The sequence below is a fragment of the Cytobacillus sp. FSL K6-0265 genome (assembly GCF_038003465.1).
Classification (GTDB): Bacteria; Bacillota; Bacilli; order Bacillales; family Cytobacillaceae; genus Cytobacillus; species Cytobacillus stercorigallinarum.
This window is the reverse complement of the sequence record NZ_JBBOPE010000001.1, coordinates 1,367,627-1,386,990: the sequence shown is the minus strand read 5'-3', so window position 1 is coordinate 1,386,990 and position 19,364 is coordinate 1,367,627. Positions and strand designations below refer to the sequence as shown.

The following is a 19,364-nucleotide window of genomic DNA, read 5'->3' as shown; positions in this document are numbered from 1 at the left end:
TAAATGAAGTCTAACAAATAGGGATACTAACTATCATACCCAAAAAAATCGTTACGGTTCTATACAATCTATTTTGGTTGTTTTCTTGACGACAAACTCGGGTATCCTATAGAATATGACTAGTGGGTCACATCACCAATAAATATAACTGACCGGTCAGTCATGTGTCAATTATATTATTGTGAAGTTTTTGTTAACACGGAGATCCTTCTTCGGTTAAGGAGTTGTTACAGATGAAAGAAAAAGAGAAAATAATTATTGAAGCTGCGATCAAATTATTCGCAAAAAAAGGATATACTGCCACATCTGTACAAGATATCGCCACTCATAGTGGCATTTCCAAAGGGGCATTTTATTTATATTTTAAATCAAAAGAAAAATTGTTAGAGTCCTTATTAATATTTTATATTGATCAATTAACTGAAGAAATCATGAAGTGGGACAACAAGAACCTTTCAGCCAGAGAAAAATTCAAGGCACAAATCAATACAACCATTAATATGATAATCCAACATAAGGATTTTATTATTACACAAACAAGAGAACAAGCCATACCTATTAATGAAACAATTAAAGAATTATTATTCTCAAAGCAAATTGAAATGAATGAATTTTACCGCAAAAGTTTATCTTCTATATATGGAGAAGAAATGACTCCATATTTATGGGATTTGTCTCAGCTCCTTGATGGTCTTTTTCATTCATACGTAAAAATATTAATTATTGATAAAGAAATATTTAAGCCTGAAAATGTTACTGATTATTTATTGAATAGAATGGACTCTTTAGCAGAAGGTTTAAAAAAAGAAGAACCTTTGATCACCGAAGATAAAATGAACCGTCTCCTGCAAAAGTTTAATTTATGTTTACCAAATACTAGTCCATCGACTACCATTGCAGATATTAGACAACAAATTCAAGAATGCGATGATAAGGAAACTTTAGAGGTCTCCCTCGATATGATAGAAGAAGAAACCCAAAGGGAACATCCTCGCCTTCCAGTCATTAAAGGAATGATTAACAACTTTAATCAATATCCTGTTTTAAAGAAGCAATTGAATGATTTATTACAATTATAAAATGAGAGAAATTTGTCGATAAAAAGACCAACCTTTTCACTGGACATTTTCACTTTTAACGTTTATTTTACTATAAACAGGTAATATAAATAGATATAATGTAAACGAAGTAGAAAACTTCTATACTTATAATTTATAAGAATGGATGGTGGAGAATATGGCAAATAACAAAGTTACAAATATAAGAAAGAATGAAAAGAAAGATGTAAGTATCGGAACAAGCGTGTCTTTAAATGGTCTCGTTACAGCAGTCTTTGATAATATGGTCCACGTACAGATCGGGGCTAAAATTGTCACTGTCAATATAAAGGATTTATATTCAGAAATTAACCAAACGTTACTTCCGAAACAATCAGTAAAAACACCATCGCAATCAGTTTAAAAGAGCAGATAAATGTATTTACTAGGATAGTTAGTCTACAAATCGGGGCTAGCTATCCTTTTTTATTTTTATAATGAACTTATATGTATGAAATAAAAACCGTTGGTTATTGATGAACTAAAAGGATTAATGATGGGTTCTTCATAAAAAACAAGGAGTTTCATTTTATATACTTTGATGGTATTAGAATCTTTCTTTCCTTCATATATAAGAAAGAAGACTATAAACAGAACCATACATATATATCATTGATAATTCCTTTTTCTGTTTGGTTGATTTCTATTGTTATTGGCCAATGGTATTAGAGCCATACAAATATTACCTTGTTCAACGAATGAATCCTCCAGTTGAACAAGGCAATTAATTGGATATAAGGTTTTAACATCTACTACTTTAGTGAATTTTTTTCATTTCTTTTAATCTTGTGGTATCACCTAAAATTTCAATAAAGCAAGCATCTTTTATACTTAACTCCCCCTCGATTTCTACTACCCATGTATCATTGGCAATCATCTTTATAATTTCTGCTCCTTCAGGTAATTGCAGTAAAGCTGAACGCCCATATGCAATCCAACTCGTTTTCACACTTTGTTGATCAAGGGCGGACTCTTCATTAAATGTATATTCCCGATCCTCTTCTTTTAAATGAATTAAATCTTCTATAATCGCACTTGCTGTTGGATACATACCTGCACCTGGTCCCTGCAAACTAATACTCCCGACAATATCCGCTTCGATATGGATAGCATTTTGCACATCTTCCACCTGATACAAAGGATGATTACTTTCAACTAACACTGGTCGAACAGCACATTTCACATGAGAATGTGCGTATTCAATTGTTGCCACATGCTTGTATCTAAGACCTAGCTCATTAAAGAACGTAATATCCGATTTAGTGATACTCGAAATCCCTTTTCTTTCAACCTGTTCACTTTTCGGTTTCTCGCCATAAATTAATTCACTTAAGATAGATGCTTTATAATACGCATCAAAGCCTTCAATATCATTCGTTGGATCCGCTTCCGCATAACCTAATTCTTGCGCCAGCGCCAAGGCATTATCAAATGATAATTGTTCTTCTCTCATTTTGGTTAATATGAAATTAGATGTACCATTCAATATGCCTTCAACCTTCGTTACTTTATTAGCATTTAACAGTTTCTTTAAAGTTTGAATAATAGGAATACCGCCTGCAACAGTAGCCTCGTAGCCAACTGAGACATGATATTTTTTTGCTAATTCTCTTAATTTGTTACTTTTTTCAGCAAACATCTCTTTATTTGCCGTAATCACGTGGCGGCCTTTTTCAATCGCACTTTGTAAATAGGTCACAGCTGGTTCAATTCCAACAATGGCATCAATAACTACATCAACATTCTCCAATTGTTGAATTTCTTCATATTGATTTGTCAAAATAACTGACTGATCAGGGGCTGTATGCTTCTTAATGTCCCTAACTAAAATCGCAACAACCTTTATTTCCTCACCTAATAATTTCTGCAAACGCCCTTGATGCTGTTGAATTGTCCGGTAAACACCTTTACCAACAGTACCATAGCCAAGTAAAGCGATATTTATCGTCATGCCCTTTACCTCCCTTTACATGATATTACTGTACTTGTTGACTAAGTTTGGCTAGCTCTCTTGCCTTTAGTTCTCTGCGTAATATTTTGCCACTGATTTTTGTTTTTGGAAGTTCTGAGACAATTTCCATTTCCCGTGGGGCAGAATGAGCAGCTAATCTTGTTTTCACAAACTTTCTAATCTCCTCAAGTAATGCATCACTGCCTGTATATCCTTTTCTCAGGACGATAAAGGCTTTGACGATTTCTCCTCTTAATACATCTGGTTTACCAATGACCCCAGCTTCTGCTACAGCAGGATGTTCAATGAGCTTACTTTCAACCTCAAAAGGTCCGATTCTCTCCCCGGAAGAATTGATCATATCATCACTCCTACCTTGGAAGAATATATATCCATCTTCATCTTGAACAGCTAGATCTCCTGATACATACCAACCTTCAAAAGGAAAGTATGACTGGTATTTCTCCTCATTCTTCCATACTTCTTTCATCATTCCTGGCCATGGTGCTTTAATTGCTAGATGACCAATCGATCCTCTTGATTGTTCGATGCCATCATCATCGAGAATAGCGATGCTTATACCAGGAAATGGTCGCCCCATTGATCCGGGTTTAATTACTTCTGAAGGTAAGTTGACGATTAATTGTGCCCCTGTTTCCGTCATCCACCATGTATCATGAATTCTTTTCCCTAGGGTTTCTTGTCCCCAATAAATAACCTCAGGATTTAACGGCTCACCGACACTTAATAAATGCCTTAAGTTAGATAAATCATAATTATTCGGTAAATCATTTCCTTCTGCCATTAACATTCTGTATGCTGTCGGTGCACTATACCATACAGATACTCCAGCTGTTTCTAATGTATGATACCAACCCTTTGCATCAAAGCGGCCACCATTAACAACAATTGTCGCTCTATTCAACCAAGGTGTGAAAATGCCATACACAGTTCCCGTAACCCAACCTGGATGTGCCGTACACCAATACACATCATCTTCTTTTAAATCCAGCACCCATTTCCCTGTTTGATATTGATGAACCATCGCTCTATGGGCATGAATAATTCCTTTTGGCTTTCCTGTAGAACCGCTCGTATAATGGATATTTAAACCATGCTCAAGATCAACCCACGTCGTGATATCTTCTTCTATTTCTGTTTTCTCTAATTCTTTGATTAAAGAAATTTCCTTTTCACCTAATAATTGTACGTCATCAGTAATAAATATCTTCTCTAAAGAAGGCAGTTCATTTTTTGGTACTCGCTTAAGTAAGTCAGTATCCGTGATCAAAAATCTACCGTCACAATCAGAGATTCGATCTTTTACTGCTTCCTCCATAAATGCTTCAAAAAGGGGACCAGCAATTGCGCCGAGTTTAATGGTTGCAATCATGGCAAAATAACAATCAGGATGTTTAGGTAAAAAAATAAATACAAAATCACCTTTTTTCACCCCTTGGTTTCTTAAAACGGTGGCAATATGATCTGTTTTTTCTTTAATCTCTGCGAATGTGTACGTCTCTTCATATGCACCATTCACGTAATGCAATCCTATTTTGTTCCCATAACCGTCAACCACATGTTTATCAATACATTCATAAGCCATATTGACGAGACCTGATTGGCCCCAGCTAAACTGTTGTTTAACTTCATCCCATGAAATATGTTGACATGCCTCTTCATAATTCGTTAAGTTGTAATCTCCTTCAATGGGAGCAAGCTGTTGCCGCCCTATCACTGTCATAAGTTCTTAGCTCCTTTATTTTTAGATTGCTTTCGTTTGAGATAAATCTAATAATTGCAAAATCTTATCTTTTAGTGCAGCAAGATCTTGATCTCCTCTTGATCTTGGTTTCGATTTTTCAATTTTTATTTCTTGATATACTTCTCCCGGCTGTCCTCTAAGAATAATGATGCGATCGGCTAAATATAATGCTTCATCAATATCATGCGTCACTAAGAGAATAGTTGATTGATAGGTTTGCCAGAGATTCAATAATAAGTCTTGTAACTGCATTTTTGTAAAAGCATCTAACGCACTAAAGGGTTCATCCAAAAGTAATATTTCTGGAGAGGTTACAAGTGCTCTGGCGATGGCAACCCTTTGCGCCATCCCACCAGATAAATCTTTCGGGTAATGATTTTCAAAGCCTTCGAGCCCAACGGCTTTTATATATTGTGCTATTTTACTTTGTTCCTTCTTTTGTAGACCGAATCCAATATTGTCATGAACTTTTAACCAAGGCATCAGTCTAGGTTCTTGAAAAATCATGCCGATTTTCTTATGAACATCATGGACAGTTTCGTCATCTATTACAACTCGACCATCATACTGTTTATCCAAGCCGGATAATACCCGTAAAAGCGTACTTTTACCGCAACCGCTTGTTCCTAAGATACCAATGACTTCACCCTGTTCTACCTTTAATTCAATATTTTTGAATCCCGTTGTTCCATTGGAAAAAGTTCTCGATACTCGTTCGATTGATAACAATCTTGCCACCTCCTACTTCTTGACAATCGTATCTTGCCAATGCAATGTTTTTGTCTCTAGTCGTTTTAAAATGGCATCCGTTATTTTTCCTAATATAGCAAATAAGACGATACTAGAAATAATTAATTCCGGTGCATAAGTGTTTTGACCATATACGAGCAAGTAGCCAATACCTGTAGAGGCGCCCATTAATTCCGCAGCGACTACGAACATCCAACCAAGTCCCAATCCGCTTCTTAGTCCGACTAAAAATGATGGTAAAGCTGCTGGTAAAATAATCTTTCGAATTAATTGCAATGAACTAAAATGATAGATTTTCCCCACTTCAATTAGTTTACGGTCAATTCCTTGAATGCCTGAAACGATGTTTAAATATACTGGGAAGAAAACACCGACAGCGATTAAAACCACCTTGGAAGGCTCCCCAATTCCCATCCAGAGAATAAATAACGGCACCCATGCCAATGAAGGAATGGAACGAAAAGCTTGGATAAGCGGATCTAATAAACTTTCAACTGTTGAAAAATAGCCAACAGCGGCACCGATAATTAATGCTGCAACAGTGCCAAATAAGAAACCAAGCACTAGGCGATATAATGTAATGCTCGTATGTGTCCATAAACTTCCATCTGATGTCATTGTCATAAGTGATTGTAAAATGATTGATGGAGCTGGGAGTAAATGAGGAGGAAACACACCGACCCGACTCAAGTACTCCCATGCAAGAATAAGTAAGACTGGCACGATACTTCCGAGTAATACCCTTTGAATACTAGGATTAATTTTTCTATGCTTCTCCTTACCCTCATTTACATTTGGGATCGCTATGACTTCCTTCATATTCATTCTCCTTTACCAACCCTATTGAATGACCTCTGTTGAGAAATCTGGGTTTATTAATTCATCAACCACTTTACCTACGTCATCACTCTTAATAATGCCTTCTTCTTTTAAAACTTTACCAGCAGCATTTAATGCTTCTATTTGTACTTCACCTGGAATTGGCTCATTAAAGTCATTTCTCTCTAATTCTTTTTTCGCCACATCAAGGGTGATTTGTGCTTCTTCTGCCAGTATCTCTGCCGCTTCTTCAGGATTTTCTAATACCCATGTACGGGCTTTTTCATAAAGCTCAATTACCTTTTTCACTTGTTCAGGATATTTCTCAGCAAATTCGCTTCTCACATTTAAAGTGCCATAAGTGTTAAAATCGATATTTCGATAAATAAATTCTGTACCAGCTTCAAGCTCTAATTTCGCCATATGTGGATCTAAACCAGCCCAAGCGTCTACTTGGCCTGTTGTTAATGCCGTTCCACCGTCAGCGTGTTGCAAATTAACGATTTCTACATCCGCTGAAGTCAATCCGGCTTCATTTAAAGAGCGTAGTAAAAAGATATATGGATCTGTTCCAATCGTTGCTGCTACTTTCTTTCCTTTCAAATCTCCAACTGATTTAATAGCTGATCCCTCAGGGGCAACTAATGCCGTCCATTCTGGTTTTGAGTATATATAGACTGATTCAATTGGAGCTCCATTTGCTTTTGCAATTAATGCCGCTGCACCTGCAGTTGAGCCGAAATCAACACTGCTACTATTAAGAAACTCAAGTGCCTTATTACTTCCTTGACTGAGGACAAACTCAACATCTATCTTATCTTCGGCAAACGCTTCTTCTGCCCAGCCGAATTTCTTCAAAATGACACTTGTTGGGGAATAATACGCATAGTCTAAAACAATTTTTTCTGGCTTTCTTTCTTCTCCACTGCCACCATCAGTGCTTGCCTCACTATCACCGCAAGCACTAATGAATCCAACTGATAAAACGACGATTAAAAAAACGAACCATTTCTTCATTAGATTACTCTCCTCAATCTCGGTTTTAGATTTCACAAGCAAAGGTTACAATAGAACCTCTTAACCTCTGCGCCTCTTTATATGTGCAGCGATTTTGTACCGCTTCAAGTCCAGCTTCTTTTGCTATTTCAACTGCTTTTGGTGAAATGACACCTTCTTGTAGCCAGAACACTTTTGGTTGGATTTCTACTGCCTCTTTCGCAACTTCTATCGCTGCCTCAGGACTTCTAAATACTTGCACAATATCAATGGTATAAGGAATGGATTTTAAATTTGGATATGCCTGTTCACCTAATACTTCTGTTTCCTTTGGATTGACTGGCACAATTTGATAACCTAATCTTTGCATTTTTCTTGCTAAACGGTAACTTGGTCTAGCTGGGTTTCCACTTAAACCAACTACAGCAATCCTTTTTGCTCTTACTAGCTCATTGCTATCCACAGCTTCTTTTAATGAGGATGATTGTAATGCCCAACGAATTACACCTTCATCATTGACTGCTGTCTCCCCTTTTTTTTCTCCCTTGGAAGAAATACCAGTCGCTTCATAGAAGGCTTGATCTAAGTCATTCGTTAAATCTCTAACCGATTCAATCCCAACTGATAAACGTATGAGTTCCTCACTTACACCGCTTTTAATTAAATCTTCTGCGCTTAACTGTTGATGTGTTGTTGAAGCTGGATGAATAATGAGTGACTTTGCATCACCTACATTGGCTACATGAGACCACAATGCAATTGTATCGATTACTTTCTTACCCGCATCTCTGCCACCTTTAATACCGAAGTTCACAATAGAACCGAAACCAGTGTTTAAATATTTTTTCGCTAATTCATGCGCTGGATGCTCTGCTAAACCTGGATATGCGACCCAATCGACAGCTGGATGGTCGTTTAAGAAATGGGCAATCTTCGCTGCATTTTCCGTATGTTTCTCTATTCGTAAATGAAGTGTTTCCAATCCTTGAAGTAAAAGAAATGCACTATGCGGGCTTAATGATGACCCAAAATCGCGTAGCAACTGGACACGAAGCTTTGTACTGAAAGCGAGTGTACCAAACTCATTGGCATAAACAATACCGTTATAACTTGGGTCTGGTTGAGTAAAACCGGGAAACTTATCATGATTCCAATTAAATCGTCCCCCATCAACTACAAGTCCACCTATAGTTGTTCCATGACCACCAATCCATTTTGTTGCCGAATGTATTACAATATCTGCTCCCCATTGGATTGGTTTGCAAAGATAAGGAGAGGCGAAAGTATTATCAATAATAAGAGGAATATCATTTTCATGAGCAATATTTGCAACTGCCTCTACATCTAGGACATGAAGACTTGGGTTACCAATAATCTCTCCATATAAAGCCTTTGTTTTTGGTGTAATCGCTTTACGGTAATTCTCTGGGTCAGAACCATCAACAAAATGAACTTTAATCCCATATTTCGGAAGGGTAATGGCAAAAAGATTATATGTTCCACCATAAAGGTTGGAAGCTGCGACAATCTCATCACCAGCTTGAGCAATATTCATAATTGAAAGAGCAATAGCTGCCATTCCAGATGAAGTCGCTACTGCCGCTACACCATCTTCTAACAACGCAATACGTTTTTCTAATACATCAACGGTTGGATTACCGATTCGTGAATAGATATTTCCCGTCTCATCCAATGAAAATAGACTTTGGGCATGGTCTGTATTATGGAAAACATATGAACTCGTTTGATAGATAGGAACTGCACGAGATCCCGTAGTCGGGTCTGGTGATTGACCTCCATGTAATAAAATCGTCTCGTCATCGTAAGTGTTAAATTGATTCGTCATTATATACTCTCCTCTACTTTTTAGTCGGATGATTAAAATAAATAAACCCCCTCTTCATAAGAAGAGGGGGTTGCCTCATCTTATCTTCCAGACATTTACTGCCTGCAGGATTTAGCACCTTTTCAAGCATTTGCTTGAAGGTTGCCGGACTTCATAGGGCCTGATCCCTCCGTCACTCTCGATAAGAAATATTTTATTTTTTAAAGCGTTAATACTTTAATTACAAATAGAATTATATCCAAAAAACGATTTATCGTCAATATAAAATCTGAATATATTTTATATTCCGATAAAATATTCGCTCTATGACATAAAAAGCCCTTCTACCAAGAAGAGGCAGAAGGGCTTTAAATTAAGAGCTTACCTTCTCCTTATCTTTGGATAGTATCCTCTGAAATTGGCACCATACAAAAGATTGTTGGTTGCCGAGGCTTCACCGGGTCAGTCCCTCCGCCTCTCTGGATAAGAAGTTCCTATTTATTTGTTTAACATCATATACCCATTCATAGGGAATCGTCAATAACATTTTGAAAATTTATTTATTTCCCCCTTGGATAAGTGTCAAAAAATGATACAGTATCTTAGCTGTTAACCCCCATATCACATGACCTTCATAAGTATAAAAAATTTCTTGCATCCTCCGAGTTTGCCATTTATATTTTTCCCCATTAGGAATGAGATGATAAGGGAAGCTACTATTAGGCTCTGGTTTCATCTCAATATAATGAATTGATGGACCCTCTTTCAAAAAATAAGCAAGTGGTACGGTGAAAATTTGATCCACTTCTTCTGGATTTAGCTTAAGATCTCTGATGCTTTCTATTGTGCCTACAAACGGATAAACCACTGTATTATAAGGTGTGACTACATAATCAAGTTCGGAAAAAACAGAGACTTCGCCAATGGGAATACCTAACTCCTCACTCGTCTCTCTTTTTGCCGTCTCAATTAAATCCACATCTTCTTGATCCATCTTCCCTCCAGGAAAACAAATTTCCCCAGGCTGTCTTCTCATAGATAAAGATCGTACTTCAAACAAAATATGTATTTCTCCATCTTTTTCTATTAGGGGAAGAAGAACAGCAAATTTAACCAATGTGGGGCTGCCTAATATATCTGATTGACGATGCTGTATTTCTGATCTTATTTCCTCCAAATCCATGTTAAATACCTCCAAACACACGACTAAAATCTCTATTTCAATTTCTGTAACCTATCAATCATTCCCATTGTACAGACATTTAAATCTAAGCCTATTAACTTCTCATCCTCTGCACTTATTACAACTTCATGCTCTGATAATAAATAATGTTTTACTTGATCCAACAGTTCCGATTGTATGGCTTCTTGCATTTTTATTATGTCATTTCCTTGTTGAAAAACTTCATCTGCAATTGAAGTAAATATAGGTAACCAATAGCGGATTTGTGTATAAACATCCTTTGGTTCAGGGCCTTCACCATAATGCCCAAAAAAGATATGTTGTGGTTGAAGTGATTCGATTTTTTCAACAGATGATAACATCGCCTCTGGATCAAACTGATTAGGAGACGTCGATGGCAGTACTAATGGATAACCTTTTCTTGCTATGCCCGGATAAAATACGCCAATCGTATCGCCAGTAAAAAAGCCATTACTTTTCGAATCATGGATAGAGTAATGGTGCTTTGCATGTCCAGGAGTATCATAAAATGTTAACAAGCGACCACCGATATCCAATGATTGTCCCTCTTCCATCGTGACTAGTCTCTTCTCATCAATTGGCATAATCGGATTAAATAGTTGATCAAATTCATCACCATATACCATTCTAGCACCAGCAATTAATTTACTAGGATCAGCTAAATGCCGTTTACCTCTTGGGTGAACATATACTTTTGCCTTTGGACATTGCTCTAAGAACAAACCGGCTCCACCCGCATGGTCTAAATGTACATGGGTGACAATAATATGCTTGATGTCTTCAAGGTTAATGTTCAATTCTTGCAACCCTTCTATAAGATGGGGAATAGAAGGACTAGCACTTGTTTCAATCACTGTTAATTCTTCAGCACCTAATATATACGCCCCCGTACGCTCAGGTGTTTGTAAATCCATTAAATCAATGAGTTGAATGTCATTTCCTAAATCACGAACTTTGTGCAAAGTAATCCCCTCCATATTGCTCTTTATGAAAATTATGACATAAGTAGATGAAGAGAGCTACTTAATATGCTCAAATTATCATAGTGCCTGGTCACTTGAGCAAAAAAAGAACCACAGCATCAATCGCTGTGATACACCCAAGAAAATACTTTTACTTTGTTCACTTCATTTTCAAAACCTGCCTCCGAAACGCTCGTAAGTAAATTGTGGCACTTCAGAACTTAGTTGCGATTCTTTCAGAACAGGCCATATTAAGCTAACATTTCCTTCTGCTCTTGTTCTTTAAAAAAGCTTTTCATCGCATGAAACACATCAACTTTTTGCTTTAAAATATAATAGCGGAATAAATCATTTTTTATATTTTTGTATGCTGACATAAGAGTGGAATGGCGGTTATATTGGTTTAACTGTATACCCTATATCCAAAATAAAAAGCACAGCGTATGTAAGTAGTGTCCCCACACTCTTACATCGTCCGCCTACTCACGATAGGCAAACATTTGCTGTACCTTTAGATGTATTTTATTACATTCCAGGTCCCATAGCAACGGTTTGTCTGATGATGGCCGTTGCTTTTTTGTATTCAAAGGAGCCAGGGAAATGAAAAACCGTATTGATGTAATTGCACAAGAAGAATCATATAGTAACCTTGCGTCATTTAATGATATAGAACTAATGAACAAGGCAGTACGTAAATATAGAGAACTCATAACTGTGTCTGTTAAGCGAGCTGACGTACAGAAGAGACTAATTGCTTTATTAGAGATTTTAAAACGTCATAGCTGCAAGCAAATTGGCGTGAGCTATATGTCTAAAAATACGATTGCCAAAAAATTAGAATTATCCTATAAGACTGTACAAAGATTAATGAAAAAGTTAGTTGACTTGGGCATGATCCGCCAGGTAGAAATGAAGCGTAAAAAGAACATGTTACAAACTGCTAATGCAGTTATTATTTTGCCTATAAAAGAAGAAGTGACCAACAAGCAACCTGCTAAAAAGTCCAAGAAGTGTCCTACCATTAAAACAACTTCTAGTTCTTTAAAACAACTTATTAATAATACTAAACGTAATAACAGCGTTAAGTTGTCATCTGCAAATTTTATTGCTCATTGGGTACCAAAAAGCTTCGCTGAGTTAACAAGGTACTTTTATTCTGAAGCAAAAGCTATTGAAGAATTTTGGAAAGTAGTTAAACAATGTAATAGAGTAGTAGACCATATGAACGGTTTAAGAGCCTTTACTGAAGATCAAGAGCTTGAAATTGGTGTACAAGCATTTAAGGAATTTGTAATGAAAATAAAGTCTGGTGCAAAAATGATTAAAGGGGAATTTGCTTATTTTAACGGCATTGTTAATAATCTTATGGATAAGCTTTATTTTGATGACGCATTTATGTCTCGTTAAAGGTTAGTATCTCTACTGGCATCTTAGTACATAATTTCTCAAACTCGTGTTTCCGTTGATCACTTAAAGTAAAAATGCTTAATTTAGGCATCAGCCCAAAATGCTTGCCGATTTCTTGCCACATCTCTCGATACTTATTTATCTTTTTACGGTTGTCTTGCATAGACCTGGTGTTATCTATCTCGATTAAATAAACATACCCATTACGGCTAAATACAGCGTCAGGGATAAGTGTTTGCTTGTTAACCACAGTTAATCCTTTTATCTGAATTCCAAAACTATATTCTGGCTCTTGTGATGTCTCAATAATATATTCCCTTTTCCAATCCAGAGGGCAATTAAAATGGACATAAGCCTGGTTGCACAAAAGCATGTGGTCAAACAAGACAGACTTTTTAACTTCCTTATCAGAGCCAATTAAATTACGGCCATCTTTATTGAGATACACTATTTTTTGATTAGAGCGTACAACATGAAGATACTCTTCTAACTGATTAATTAACCTACAGGTATGACGATATGATCCAGGTTGTAATATATCATGAAGTTGCTTAACTGTTACTGCACCTAATTTATCAATTGTCATCAGAATCTTTTCTTGCTTGTTGAAGTTCATGCAGAAAACCTCCTATTTGTATGTCATTGATATAAGGGCATTGAATCTCATGTGATTGGGCTAATTTATAAATGGCCCTGCCTGGTATCGGTTCTAATTCTTCAGCGCCTTTTTCATCAAGGATTACACGACTACCTACCATATCTGGCATCCGAAACGCAACACGTGCCATCATGTTCATTTTTATGCTCATGCTGACTGATTCCTTTGAAGGGTATTGAGTGGCCAAGATTAATCGAAAGCCTAATCCCCCACCAATACGTGCAATTTCACTGAGATATATTTGTGCGAGTTCGGCATGCTTTTTAAATTCTTTAGGTACTAATTTGGGTGAAAGTTCTGCTGATTCATCCACAATAATAAATGTACGTTCTTTAATTGGTGTCTCAGCGACATTAGTCCAGTTATTCTTTAAATAGCGTTCTTCCTCTAATTTGATAAGTTTATAAACATGATCCAGCACCTTACATGAGTCAATTAAACTAGTTGCCACAGTCTTAACTTGTGGAAGGTTGCGGTATTTGTAAAACTCTAATCCTCCTTTTAAATCCAATATAATTATTTTCACTCTGTCAGGATTCCCAAGTATTAATGACGAAAAAATGCTTTTCAAAAATATTGTTTTTCCCATCCTAGTTGCCCCACCTACTAGCAAATGCGGATAATGGTCAAAATGGTGATAGATCACTTTTCGTTTTTTTCCTATTGGCACGAGCCATGAATTTTCATATAAATTCTTTTTATCATATGTCCAGTTGGATAGAGTTTTGTATGGGATTAGTGCTGCTGCAGTCACAAGGACTGGCGGAATAAACCACTCTAACATTAGGTCACTCTCCTATTCAGTGTCATTGTCACTCACTTTGTCATCGGGTCTCCTGGTCAGTGACATGTCATTTTTTTATTTATCAATGTTTCATAGTTAATTTTTCTTGTCATTTGTAGAGCAACTAAGAATACTTATCGTATTCTTCCTCTTCCTCGTTTCTCTCGTTGAGGCTCAAATAAAAATTGCCCACAAGTGCTTCAATAGATAGAGCATTCCCCCGTATTTAGTCACCTCTAATGCCAAGTTAATTGCTGTTTGATTAATCTTAATACCGTAACCCTCCATAATTGTTACCCCTACCAAGCTACCTCCAGCTACTCCAATCGCTACTAACCCAAATGTCACCGGGTCCATTTGTCATCACCCTTTCGTCAGTGTCTAGTACAGTGTATGGGCCACTGCCTAAAAACTTGCCTGTCTATTAACATTTTTGATAACTTTTTTTATCATTTTAATTAACAGGAGTTAACAAAAAGGTGTAGAATCAGTATCTTAAAGAAGGTGAATGGATATGTTTAATAACAGAATTGGATATTGGGCCGATAAAAAAGGAGTCAAACATAAGTACATTGCAGCAGAATGCGGAGTAACTATTCAAACATTTTCTAGATGGGTAAACAATAAAACTCAACCAGATTTGAAACAATCTGCTGCCATCGCTCGTATCTTAGGAATAAACATTGATCAACTAATAACTGAGGAGGAAGAAAAGGATTGAAGAATATTTATAAAATCATACTATTTGTTTGCGTATTAATCTTTATCGGAATAGGAACTTATATGTCTATGGGAAATGAAAGTGTTCAAGGAGTTTCAGGAGAATCCCAAGAGAATGAAGGATATAACAGTGTGGAAGAAATTGATCCGGAGGAATATGAAGAAAAATTTATTGTCTCAACAATTGAACACTTGAATACAATTCAAGAAGATATGGAAGAATTAGAGTTTTTGTTATCTGATATTCAAGAACAAGATGATAACTGGAGATTGGATATTCAATTTATTACAGATTCTAGTAGTGTCGTCCACAATAATGTAAGCACTGGGTTTCTAAATGAGGAACAAAAGGAAAAGTATAAGATGACTTTGGCATCTAATCAATCAGCCATAGAACTTGCAGATTCAATTTACTCCGATACAGAAGAAGCCTTAAATTTATACGACAAACGTCTTTTTGAAGATATTTATACTAGATTAGAAGAACAAGAATCATTAATCAAAGAAACATTAGGTAATCTTGAAGAAGAACGATACAATTAAACCGCCTCTTAACTGGCGGTTTTTGTTATTCTTAGCGTTCTTGGTTGACCCTCATTCCAACTAACATAGCCGTAATCCCTTAAACTGTGCAATATCCTGCTTATTGTGGAGGAAGAAGGTATTCCTGTTAATTCACTTAATTCCCTATATGTAGGTGGATAATGATTTGTTGCAACGTATTTTTCTAATGTTTCTAACACTTCTCTTTGTCTAGTTGTTAGTTTACGCATAATTGACCCCTTTTTTCTTATTTTTGTATTCCTTTAAACATAATTTTACAGGAACATTCGTTCTATTTCAACTTGTTTTCGAACAAATGTTTGTATAAAATCAGTTCATAAGGAGTGATTCTAAATGATACGAGACCGTGGAAAAATGAAATGGCAAGGATTCTTTATGAGCGAACACACCGAATTACTTAAACAAATACCAGTTGAATATGAAAAAATGAAGAAGCCAGAATTGGATGAGCAAGAACTTGAGGATATACAGATAATAACTATGGAGTCGCTAAACTATACAACTACAATCAAATTAACTATATGGATTGATGGCTTCACAAAAACTTATGAGGGGATTGTTGATAAAATCGATCATATTAACATGTACATCTATCTAGAGACAACTGAATCTAATATTTTGAAGTTTCATATTCATGAAGTGATTTCGATTGAAAGGATTTAAATTTATGACTAGGATTAATGAAGCTGATCGTGATGTGCTAGAGCAAGCAATATACTTACCAATGATTATTATTATCCTTGAAAGAGATTTAAAGATCATTGAGAAGTCCCCGTTTAAGATTAAGCAGCCTTATATTACCTTGATGGAAAATACAATAAGGAAAGTCCGAAGTGACCTAAAAGAAGTTAAAGATAAGATGAGGAAAGGGAATATGAGAGTAACTCAGATTGGACACGATGAGTCGTTTACTATGTATGAGTTCCACTACAAAGGCTATGATGAGCAGCATAATTATTTTAATCCAAGAATTAGAAATAAATGTGAGGAATTGTTGGAGTTATATTTAAATAAAGAGGACATTAAGAATATCTATAGAACTAATGACTAACAAATTACTTTAACCATCAGAAAGGTATTGATATAATGATTTTTTATCATTTGGATAGAACTTCTTCTCTAATTGAAGGAAAAGTTCTAAAAAACTATAATTTAAACAGTGTTACAAATTACTTAGAGGACCATGCCGATTTCTTGTTTCCAAAGGGATTTAGTAGCCACGGTAGAACATATCTATTAAATTCAAATTCTCCTGATGCTAAAATTGAATGGTTTTATGAATACGTTCGTCGGAGCCATTTTAATAGCAAACCTTCAAGATTTACTTCTTTCTTTGCAGTAGATTGTCTAGACGAAATTGATGATATATTTGGAGAGACATACGGTGACGTATACAAAATAGAGGCTGAACATTCATTTCGAGCAGATATGAATTTATTAAAATCTCCAGATAATTTCTTAGATATGTCAATTTATGCACATAAATATTGGACCGGAGAACTTTATGAGGATTTTTATAGATTAAATACAAATGAAAAAATTAAATGGGAATACCTATTGTATGGAGAAATCAAGGTTAAGGAAAAAGTAAAAGAATTTAAGCCCCTCAAATGAAGGGGCTTTTTATTATTTCTTAAAAATCTTAGCACTAGTATCAGAACCAACATATATATTACGTTTACCTCTAGAAGTCTTAATCGTCACGACATTTGCTTGCGGGCGATCTAATACTTCATATGTCAATCCCCCAAACGCCGCAGGAGTGAGTGACCAATCAGAGTTCTTAGTAACTGGAGCTACATTGAGCTTATAAGTCCTCCATGTCTTTGCTGAAGCTGGTAGAGTAACATATTCTTTTTTCGGCTTCGGTTTTGGCTTAGTTGCTGGTTTGGTATTGCCTCTCATTAAATTCAAGAGTTTTGTGTTTTGAGCCGCTTTGCCAGAATAATTTTCAATACCGTACTTCGCAGCCAGTTTTTTTCTATTAGCCAAGGAAGAATCCACATTGATGGATTTTAGATAATCTATAATACTAGTGCCTTTATATTCTTTTGTTGAAGGTTTTTCAACTGGTTTGGCAACACTCGGCTTAGATGGTGTAACCTTTTTGTTCAGCACTGCTTTATAATCAAATACAGGACATTGTTTCCACGAATATCCACTGAATTCATTGTGCCCCTTTATATACTTAATAGTAGGGTATGCCTTTTGTAACGCTGCAACTAAGTTACGTAAACTTTCCTCTTGCTCTTTAGTAGGCTCCTCGTATCTAAAATCACCAGTTAAACAAATACCAATGGCATAATTGTTATGATCACCAACGTGATACGTGCGCAATTCGATATCATTACAAAATTTAATTGTCCCATCTGGCTCAATTACATAACTATAACCAATGCTCGGCCAACCATGTGTATCTACATGATATCTCGCATAGCCTTCAGCATTTGAACCCCCAAGACCTTGTTTTGTTAAACTATGATGAATGGCTAATGTTGTTTTACCTTTTAGACTTAGTACAGGGAACTTTAAAACAGGATGCCTTTTCACTTTGTTTCTAAAGTCCACAAATTTTGGTATATCTAATAATCCTGCCATTTTAATAACACTCCTTTTATTTGTATTTGGATATAAAAAAAGACCACCCTTTGGGGCAGCCTTATTTAGTCAAACCTTTCATTTTTAAAGCAGCTTTTTGACGTTTACCTTTTGCAGTTACATAATTATTTTTAAACCAAGCCCATGTTGCGGCCGCACCAGTAAATGCTGTGCATAAAACTTCACCCCATAGTTGTTCACTTCCAGGGATTGGATTCAAGCCAGTTGCTACCAAGAACTGATTAACGATTGCCACCAATAATACCGCTGTTCTAATTACTGTACCTTTATCCATTTTCAATCTATTCATCCTCCTATCACGTTATAAAAAAGAGCGATTGCCCCGCCTATTAAGCCAGTGCTAACCGCTGTAATAATAGCACCTATTAAGGCGCGTTTAATCCAAGTCGTATTGTCATTAATACTATCTAAAGTTTTATTAATTGCTTTGATTTGTTCCTCATGTACAGATGTTTTATTCTTTAGATCAGCGACATCTTTCTCTAGTAGTTTGATATCTTGCTTCATTTGCGTAATGTCTTTATCGTGAGTATTCACCTCGACCGCCTCCAATGTCTCTCCCCCTTATGCAAAATAAAAAAGCCTTACTCGGCTTCCGGTTGTAATCTCTCTGTTAATTTAGTTCTAATGATATTTTTCAATACTGGAATGGACTCATTTCCTTGATACTCTTCTGAAGTTAGTGGGACATATCCGCTTAGACTAACAGTTCTTTCAGGATCATGGCCTTGGAATTGTACATGAACTACGGAAATATCACCATCAGCATAACGAATATTGGTACCAGTGATTTGAATATCAAACATTATTCTTCATCTCCTTTTTCTTCTTCATTTTCAAATGCTTCACATAAAATAAAATGAGCTTCCGCAAATTTCCCCGAAAGCTCTTTGTCATATTCATTTACTAATTTTCCTACTGTCTTTAATGCTGGTTCAAGATTTTTATCATCTACAACAAAATATTCTTCATATAATGCCTCTTGCTGCTTCTTGAACTCTTTGGCATCTTCCATTTGAATGCCACCCTGATCATTTAAAACCAGTTCATTATCATCATCAGTTTTTCCGTATTCTTTCAGAAGAGCTAATTCTTCATCCCCTACTAACTTACTTTTTGTTGCAAGTGCATTAACAATACGCATGCGATGAATATTTTTCTTTCCTTTGGCACTAACTTGATTTTTCAAGAAATCTGCTACATTGTTTAAGTGTTTATGTTGAATTTTGAGTTCCATTCCATT

At 36.0% G+C, this 19,364-nt stretch carries 25 protein-coding genes, 1 pseudogene and 2 riboswitches; of the genes and pseudogenes, 8 read left to right on the top strand and 18 right to left on the bottom strand.

All coding sequences use genetic code 11. The features are described from left to right. Nucleotides 1-233: 233 nt before the first annotated feature. Together MHH73_RS07205 and MHH73_RS07200 are read left to right on the top strand one after the other, a co-directional pair. The gene (locus MHH73_RS07205; RefSeq protein WP_341065842.1) at nucleotides 234-1,079 is read left to right on the top strand and encodes a TetR/AcrR family transcriptional regulator; all 846 of its coding nucleotides are present in this window, start codon (nucleotides 234-236) and stop codon (nucleotides 1,077-1,079) included. A 157-nt stretch (nucleotides 1,080-1,236) separates the two neighbouring features. Continuing rightward, nucleotides 1,237-1,461, top strand: coding sequence for a hypothetical protein (locus tag MHH73_RS07200; protein WP_191814601.1), 225 nt, complete (start codon nucleotides 1,237-1,239; stop codon nucleotides 1,459-1,461). Nucleotides 1,462-1,854: 393 nt separating this feature from the next. Here MHH73_RS07200 and MHH73_RS07195 read toward each other — a convergent pair whose 3' ends face one another. The 9 genes and pseudogenes from MHH73_RS07195 to MHH73_RS07155 all read right to left on the bottom strand — a co-directional run. Then, entirely contained in the window at nucleotides 1,855-3,048 is a 1,194-nt protein-coding gene (locus MHH73_RS07195) for a homoserine dehydrogenase (RefSeq protein ID WP_341065839.1), read from the bottom strand. 25 nt (nucleotides 3,049-3,073) lie between these two features. After that, nucleotides 3,074-4,792 carry an acetate--CoA ligase gene (acsA, locus tag MHH73_RS07190; RefSeq protein ID WP_341065838.1) on the bottom strand — a complete coding sequence of 573 codons (1,719 nt, stop codon included), beginning with the start codon at nucleotides 4,790-4,792 and terminating at the stop codon, nucleotides 3,074-3,076. Nucleotides 4,793-4,813: 21 nt separating this feature from the next. Continuing rightward, nucleotides 4,814-5,542 carry an ABC transporter ATP-binding protein gene (locus tag MHH73_RS07185; RefSeq protein WP_341065836.1) on the bottom strand — a complete coding sequence of 243 codons (729 nt, stop codon included), beginning with the start codon at nucleotides 5,540-5,542 and terminating at the stop codon, nucleotides 4,814-4,816. A gap of 12 nt (nucleotides 5,543-5,554) precedes the next feature. Beyond that, nucleotides 5,555-6,382: an ABC transporter permease gene (locus MHH73_RS07180; protein ID WP_225230628.1), complete on the bottom strand. Its 828-nt coding sequence runs from the start codon at nucleotides 6,380-6,382 to the stop codon at nucleotides 5,555-5,557. A 21-nt stretch (nucleotides 6,383-6,403) separates the two neighbouring features. Further along, the gene (locus tag MHH73_RS07175; protein WP_341065832.1) at nucleotides 6,404-7,399 is read right to left on the bottom strand and encodes an aliphatic sulfonate ABC transporter substrate-binding protein; all 996 of its coding nucleotides are present in this window, start codon (nucleotides 7,397-7,399) and stop codon (nucleotides 6,404-6,406) included. 25 nt (nucleotides 7,400-7,424) lie between these two features. Continuing rightward, nucleotides 7,425-9,224 carry a PLP-dependent aspartate aminotransferase family protein gene (locus MHH73_RS07170; RefSeq protein ID WP_341065830.1) on the bottom strand — a complete coding sequence of 600 codons (1,800 nt, stop codon included), beginning with the start codon at nucleotides 9,222-9,224 and terminating at the stop codon, nucleotides 7,425-7,427. 77 nt (nucleotides 9,225-9,301) lie between these two features. Further along, a riboswitch (SAM riboswitch) is annotated at nucleotides 9,302-9,412 on the bottom strand. 180 nt (nucleotides 9,413-9,592) lie between these two features. Then, nucleotides 9,593-9,693: riboswitch (SAM riboswitch) on the bottom strand. Between the two features lie 66 nt (nucleotides 9,694-9,759). Continuing rightward, the gene (locus MHH73_RS07165) at nucleotides 9,760-10,386 is read right to left on the bottom strand and encodes an NUDIX hydrolase (protein WP_341065828.1); all 627 of its coding nucleotides are present in this window, start codon (nucleotides 10,384-10,386) and stop codon (nucleotides 9,760-9,762) included. 32 nt (nucleotides 10,387-10,418) lie between these two features. Then, nucleotides 10,419-11,369 (bottom strand): MBL fold metallo-hydrolase, encoded by a 951-nt coding sequence (locus MHH73_RS07160; RefSeq protein WP_191814585.1) that lies wholly within the window; start codon nucleotides 11,367-11,369, stop codon nucleotides 10,419-10,421. Between the two features lie 251 nt (nucleotides 11,370-11,620). Then, nucleotides 11,621-11,779 (bottom strand): annotated as a pseudogene (locus tag MHH73_RS07155) (sporulation protein YhbH); the annotation flags it as partial. Nucleotides 11,780-11,969: 190 nt separating this feature from the next. Between MHH73_RS07155 and MHH73_RS07150 the strand changes: the two are divergent. Next, nucleotides 11,970-12,776, top strand: a complete 807-nt coding sequence (locus MHH73_RS07150; RefSeq protein ID WP_341065823.1) for a helix-turn-helix domain-containing protein — start codon at nucleotides 11,970-11,972, stop codon at nucleotides 12,774-12,776. Here MHH73_RS07150 and MHH73_RS07145 read toward each other — a convergent pair. The 3 genes from MHH73_RS07145 to MHH73_RS07135 all read right to left on the bottom strand — a co-directional run bounded on the left by MHH73_RS07145 (nucleotide 12,763) and on the right by MHH73_RS07135 (nucleotide 14,575). Further along, nucleotides 12,763-13,392 (bottom strand): replication-relaxation family protein, encoded by a 630-nt coding sequence (locus MHH73_RS07145; RefSeq protein WP_341065821.1) that lies wholly within the window; start codon nucleotides 13,390-13,392, stop codon nucleotides 12,763-12,765. The genes MHH73_RS07150 and MHH73_RS07145 overlap by 14 nt on opposite strands. Further along, entirely contained in the window at nucleotides 13,352-14,218 is an 867-nt protein-coding gene (locus MHH73_RS07140) for an FtsK/SpoIIIE domain-containing protein (protein WP_341065818.1), read from the bottom strand. Before MHH73_RS07140 ends, MHH73_RS07145 begins: the two co-directional genes overlap by 41 nt. Before the next feature lie 174 nt (nucleotides 14,219-14,392). Next, entirely contained in the window at nucleotides 14,393-14,575 is a 183-nt protein-coding gene (locus tag MHH73_RS07135) for a hypothetical protein (RefSeq protein ID WP_341065815.1), read from the bottom strand. Nucleotides 14,576-14,732: 157 nt separating this feature from the next. Between MHH73_RS07135 and MHH73_RS07130 the strand changes: the two genes are divergently transcribed. Together MHH73_RS07130 and MHH73_RS07125 are read left to right on the top strand one after the other, a co-directional pair. Next, nucleotides 14,733-14,939 (top strand): helix-turn-helix domain-containing protein, encoded by a 207-nt coding sequence (locus tag MHH73_RS07130; RefSeq protein ID WP_341065812.1) that lies wholly within the window; start codon nucleotides 14,733-14,735, stop codon nucleotides 14,937-14,939. Beyond that, nucleotides 14,936-15,481 (top strand): hypothetical protein, encoded by a 546-nt coding sequence (locus MHH73_RS07125; protein WP_341065810.1) that lies wholly within the window; start codon nucleotides 14,936-14,938, stop codon nucleotides 15,479-15,481. The genes MHH73_RS07130 and MHH73_RS07125 overlap by 4 nt, the downstream gene beginning before the upstream one ends. A gap of 8 nt (nucleotides 15,482-15,489) precedes the next feature. On the opposite strand, the gene MHH73_RS07120 is transcribed toward MHH73_RS07125, so the two are convergent. Further along, entirely contained in the window at nucleotides 15,490-15,711 is a 222-nt protein-coding gene (locus tag MHH73_RS07120) for a LexA family protein (protein ID WP_341065808.1), read from the bottom strand. 124 nt (nucleotides 15,712-15,835) lie between these two features. Between MHH73_RS07120 and MHH73_RS07115 the strand changes: the two genes are divergently transcribed. Genes MHH73_RS07115 through MHH73_RS07105 form a run of 3 tightly spaced genes read left to right on the top strand, consistent with a single transcriptional unit; the run spans nucleotide 15,836 to nucleotide 17,116 of the window. Further along, complete coding sequence (locus MHH73_RS07115) at nucleotides 15,836-16,165, top strand: YolD-like family protein (RefSeq protein ID WP_341065806.1); 330 nt, start codon at nucleotides 15,836-15,838, stop codon at nucleotides 16,163-16,165. A 4-nt stretch (nucleotides 16,166-16,169) separates the two neighbouring features. Next, nucleotides 16,170-16,553, top strand: a complete 384-nt coding sequence (locus MHH73_RS07110; protein ID WP_341065804.1) for a hypothetical protein — start codon at nucleotides 16,170-16,172, stop codon at nucleotides 16,551-16,553. A gap of 35 nt (nucleotides 16,554-16,588) precedes the next feature. Then, nucleotides 16,589-17,116 (top strand): hypothetical protein, encoded by a 528-nt coding sequence (locus MHH73_RS07105; RefSeq protein ID WP_341065802.1) that lies wholly within the window; start codon nucleotides 16,589-16,591, stop codon nucleotides 17,114-17,116. Nucleotides 17,117-17,128: 12 nt separating this feature from the next. Here the strand turns inward: MHH73_RS07105 and MHH73_RS07100 are convergent, their stop codons facing one another. From MHH73_RS07100 to MHH73_RS07080, 5 genes are all read right to left on the bottom strand, one after another. Continuing rightward, entirely contained in the window at nucleotides 17,129-18,100 is a 972-nt protein-coding gene (locus tag MHH73_RS07100; RefSeq protein WP_341065800.1) for an N-acetylmuramoyl-L-alanine amidase, read from the bottom strand. Between the two features lie 61 nt (nucleotides 18,101-18,161). Continuing rightward, nucleotides 18,162-18,410 carry a phage holin gene (locus MHH73_RS07095; protein ID WP_445662516.1) on the bottom strand — a complete coding sequence of 83 codons (249 nt, stop codon included), beginning with the start codon at nucleotides 18,408-18,410 and terminating at the stop codon, nucleotides 18,162-18,164. After that, nucleotides 18,407-18,673 carry a hemolysin XhlA family protein gene (locus MHH73_RS07090; RefSeq protein ID WP_341065797.1) on the bottom strand — a complete coding sequence of 89 codons (267 nt, stop codon included), beginning with the start codon at nucleotides 18,671-18,673 and terminating at the stop codon, nucleotides 18,407-18,409. Before MHH73_RS07090 ends, MHH73_RS07095 begins: the two co-directional genes overlap by 4 nt. Nucleotides 18,674-18,705: 32 nt before the next feature. Then, entirely contained in the window at nucleotides 18,706-18,927 is a 222-nt protein-coding gene (locus tag MHH73_RS07085) for a hypothetical protein (RefSeq protein WP_341065795.1), read from the bottom strand. Further along, nucleotides 18,927-19,358 (bottom strand): hypothetical protein, encoded by a 432-nt coding sequence (locus tag MHH73_RS07080; RefSeq protein ID WP_341065792.1) that lies wholly within the window; start codon nucleotides 19,356-19,358, stop codon nucleotides 18,927-18,929. Before MHH73_RS07080 ends, MHH73_RS07085 begins: the two co-directional genes overlap by 1 nt. Nucleotides 19,359-19,364: the final 6 nt, after the last annotated feature.

What these genes read in the sequence shown, in the direction of transcription:
- MHH73_RS07140 (WP_341065818.1), bottom strand. Translation starts at nt 14,218, where the DNA reads ATGTTAGAGTGGTTTATTCCGCCAGTCCTTGTGACTGCAGCAGCACTA.
- MHH73_RS07080 (WP_341065792.1), bottom strand. Translation starts at nt 19,358, where the DNA reads ATGGAACTCAAAATTCAACATAAACACTTAAACAATGTAGCAGATTTC.
- MHH73_RS07085 (WP_341065795.1), bottom strand. Translation starts at nt 18,927, where the DNA reads ATGTTTGATATTCAAATCACTGGTACCAATATTCGTTATGCTGATGGT.
- MHH73_RS07095 (WP_445662516.1), bottom strand. Translation starts at nt 18,410, where the DNA reads ATGAATAGATTGAAAATGGATAAAGGTACAGTAATTAGAACAGCGGTA.
- MHH73_RS07180 (WP_225230628.1), bottom strand. Translation starts at nt 6,382, where the DNA reads ATGAAGGAAGTCATAGCGATCCCAAATGTAAATGAGGGTAAGGAGAAG.
- acsA (WP_341065838.1), bottom strand. Translation starts at nt 4,792, where the DNA reads ATGACAGTGATAGGGCGGCAACAGCTTGCTCCCATTGAAGGAGATTAC.
- MHH73_RS07170 (WP_341065830.1), bottom strand. Translation starts at nt 9,224, where the DNA reads ATGACGAATCAATTTAACACTTACGATGACGAGACGATTTTATTACAT.
- MHH73_RS07205 (WP_341065842.1), top strand. Translation starts at nt 234, where the DNA reads ATGAAAGAAAAAGAGAAAATAATTATTGAAGCTGCGATCAAATTATTC.
- MHH73_RS07175 (WP_341065832.1), bottom strand. Translation starts at nt 7,399, where the DNA reads ATGAAGAAATGGTTCGTTTTTTTAATCGTCGTTTTATCAGTTGGATTC.
- MHH73_RS07130 (WP_341065812.1), top strand. Translation starts at nt 14,733, where the DNA reads ATGTTTAATAACAGAATTGGATATTGGGCCGATAAAAAAGGAGTCAAA.
- MHH73_RS07100 (WP_341065800.1), bottom strand. Translation starts at nt 18,100, where the DNA reads ATGGCAGGATTATTAGATATACCAAAATTTGTGGACTTTAGAAACAAA.
- MHH73_RS07105 (WP_341065802.1), top strand. Translation starts at nt 16,589, where the DNA reads ATGATTTTTTATCATTTGGATAGAACTTCTTCTCTAATTGAAGGAAAA.
- MHH73_RS07165 (WP_341065828.1), bottom strand. Translation starts at nt 10,386, where the DNA reads ATGGATTTGGAGGAAATAAGATCAGAAATACAGCATCGTCAATCAGAT.
- MHH73_RS07135 (WP_341065815.1), bottom strand. Translation starts at nt 14,575, where the DNA reads ATGGACCCGGTGACATTTGGGTTAGTAGCGATTGGAGTAGCTGGAGGT.
- MHH73_RS07110 (WP_341065804.1), top strand. Translation starts at nt 16,170, where the DNA reads ATGACTAGGATTAATGAAGCTGATCGTGATGTGCTAGAGCAAGCAATA.
- MHH73_RS07145 (WP_341065821.1), bottom strand. Translation starts at nt 13,392, where the DNA reads ATGAACTTCAACAAGCAAGAAAAGATTCTGATGACAATTGATAAATTA.
- MHH73_RS07115 (WP_341065806.1), top strand. Translation starts at nt 15,836, where the DNA reads ATGATACGAGACCGTGGAAAAATGAAATGGCAAGGATTCTTTATGAGC.
- MHH73_RS07195 (WP_341065839.1), bottom strand. Translation starts at nt 3,048, where the DNA reads ATGACGATAAATATCGCTTTACTTGGCTATGGTACTGTTGGTAAAGGT.
- MHH73_RS07120 (WP_341065808.1), bottom strand. Translation starts at nt 15,711, where the DNA reads ATGCGTAAACTAACAACTAGACAAAGAGAAGTGTTAGAAACATTAGAA.
- MHH73_RS07150 (WP_341065823.1), top strand. Translation starts at nt 11,970, where the DNA reads ATGAAAAACCGTATTGATGTAATTGCACAAGAAGAATCATATAGTAAC.
- MHH73_RS07200 (WP_191814601.1), top strand. Translation starts at nt 1,237, where the DNA reads ATGGCAAATAACAAAGTTACAAATATAAGAAAGAATGAAAAGAAAGAT.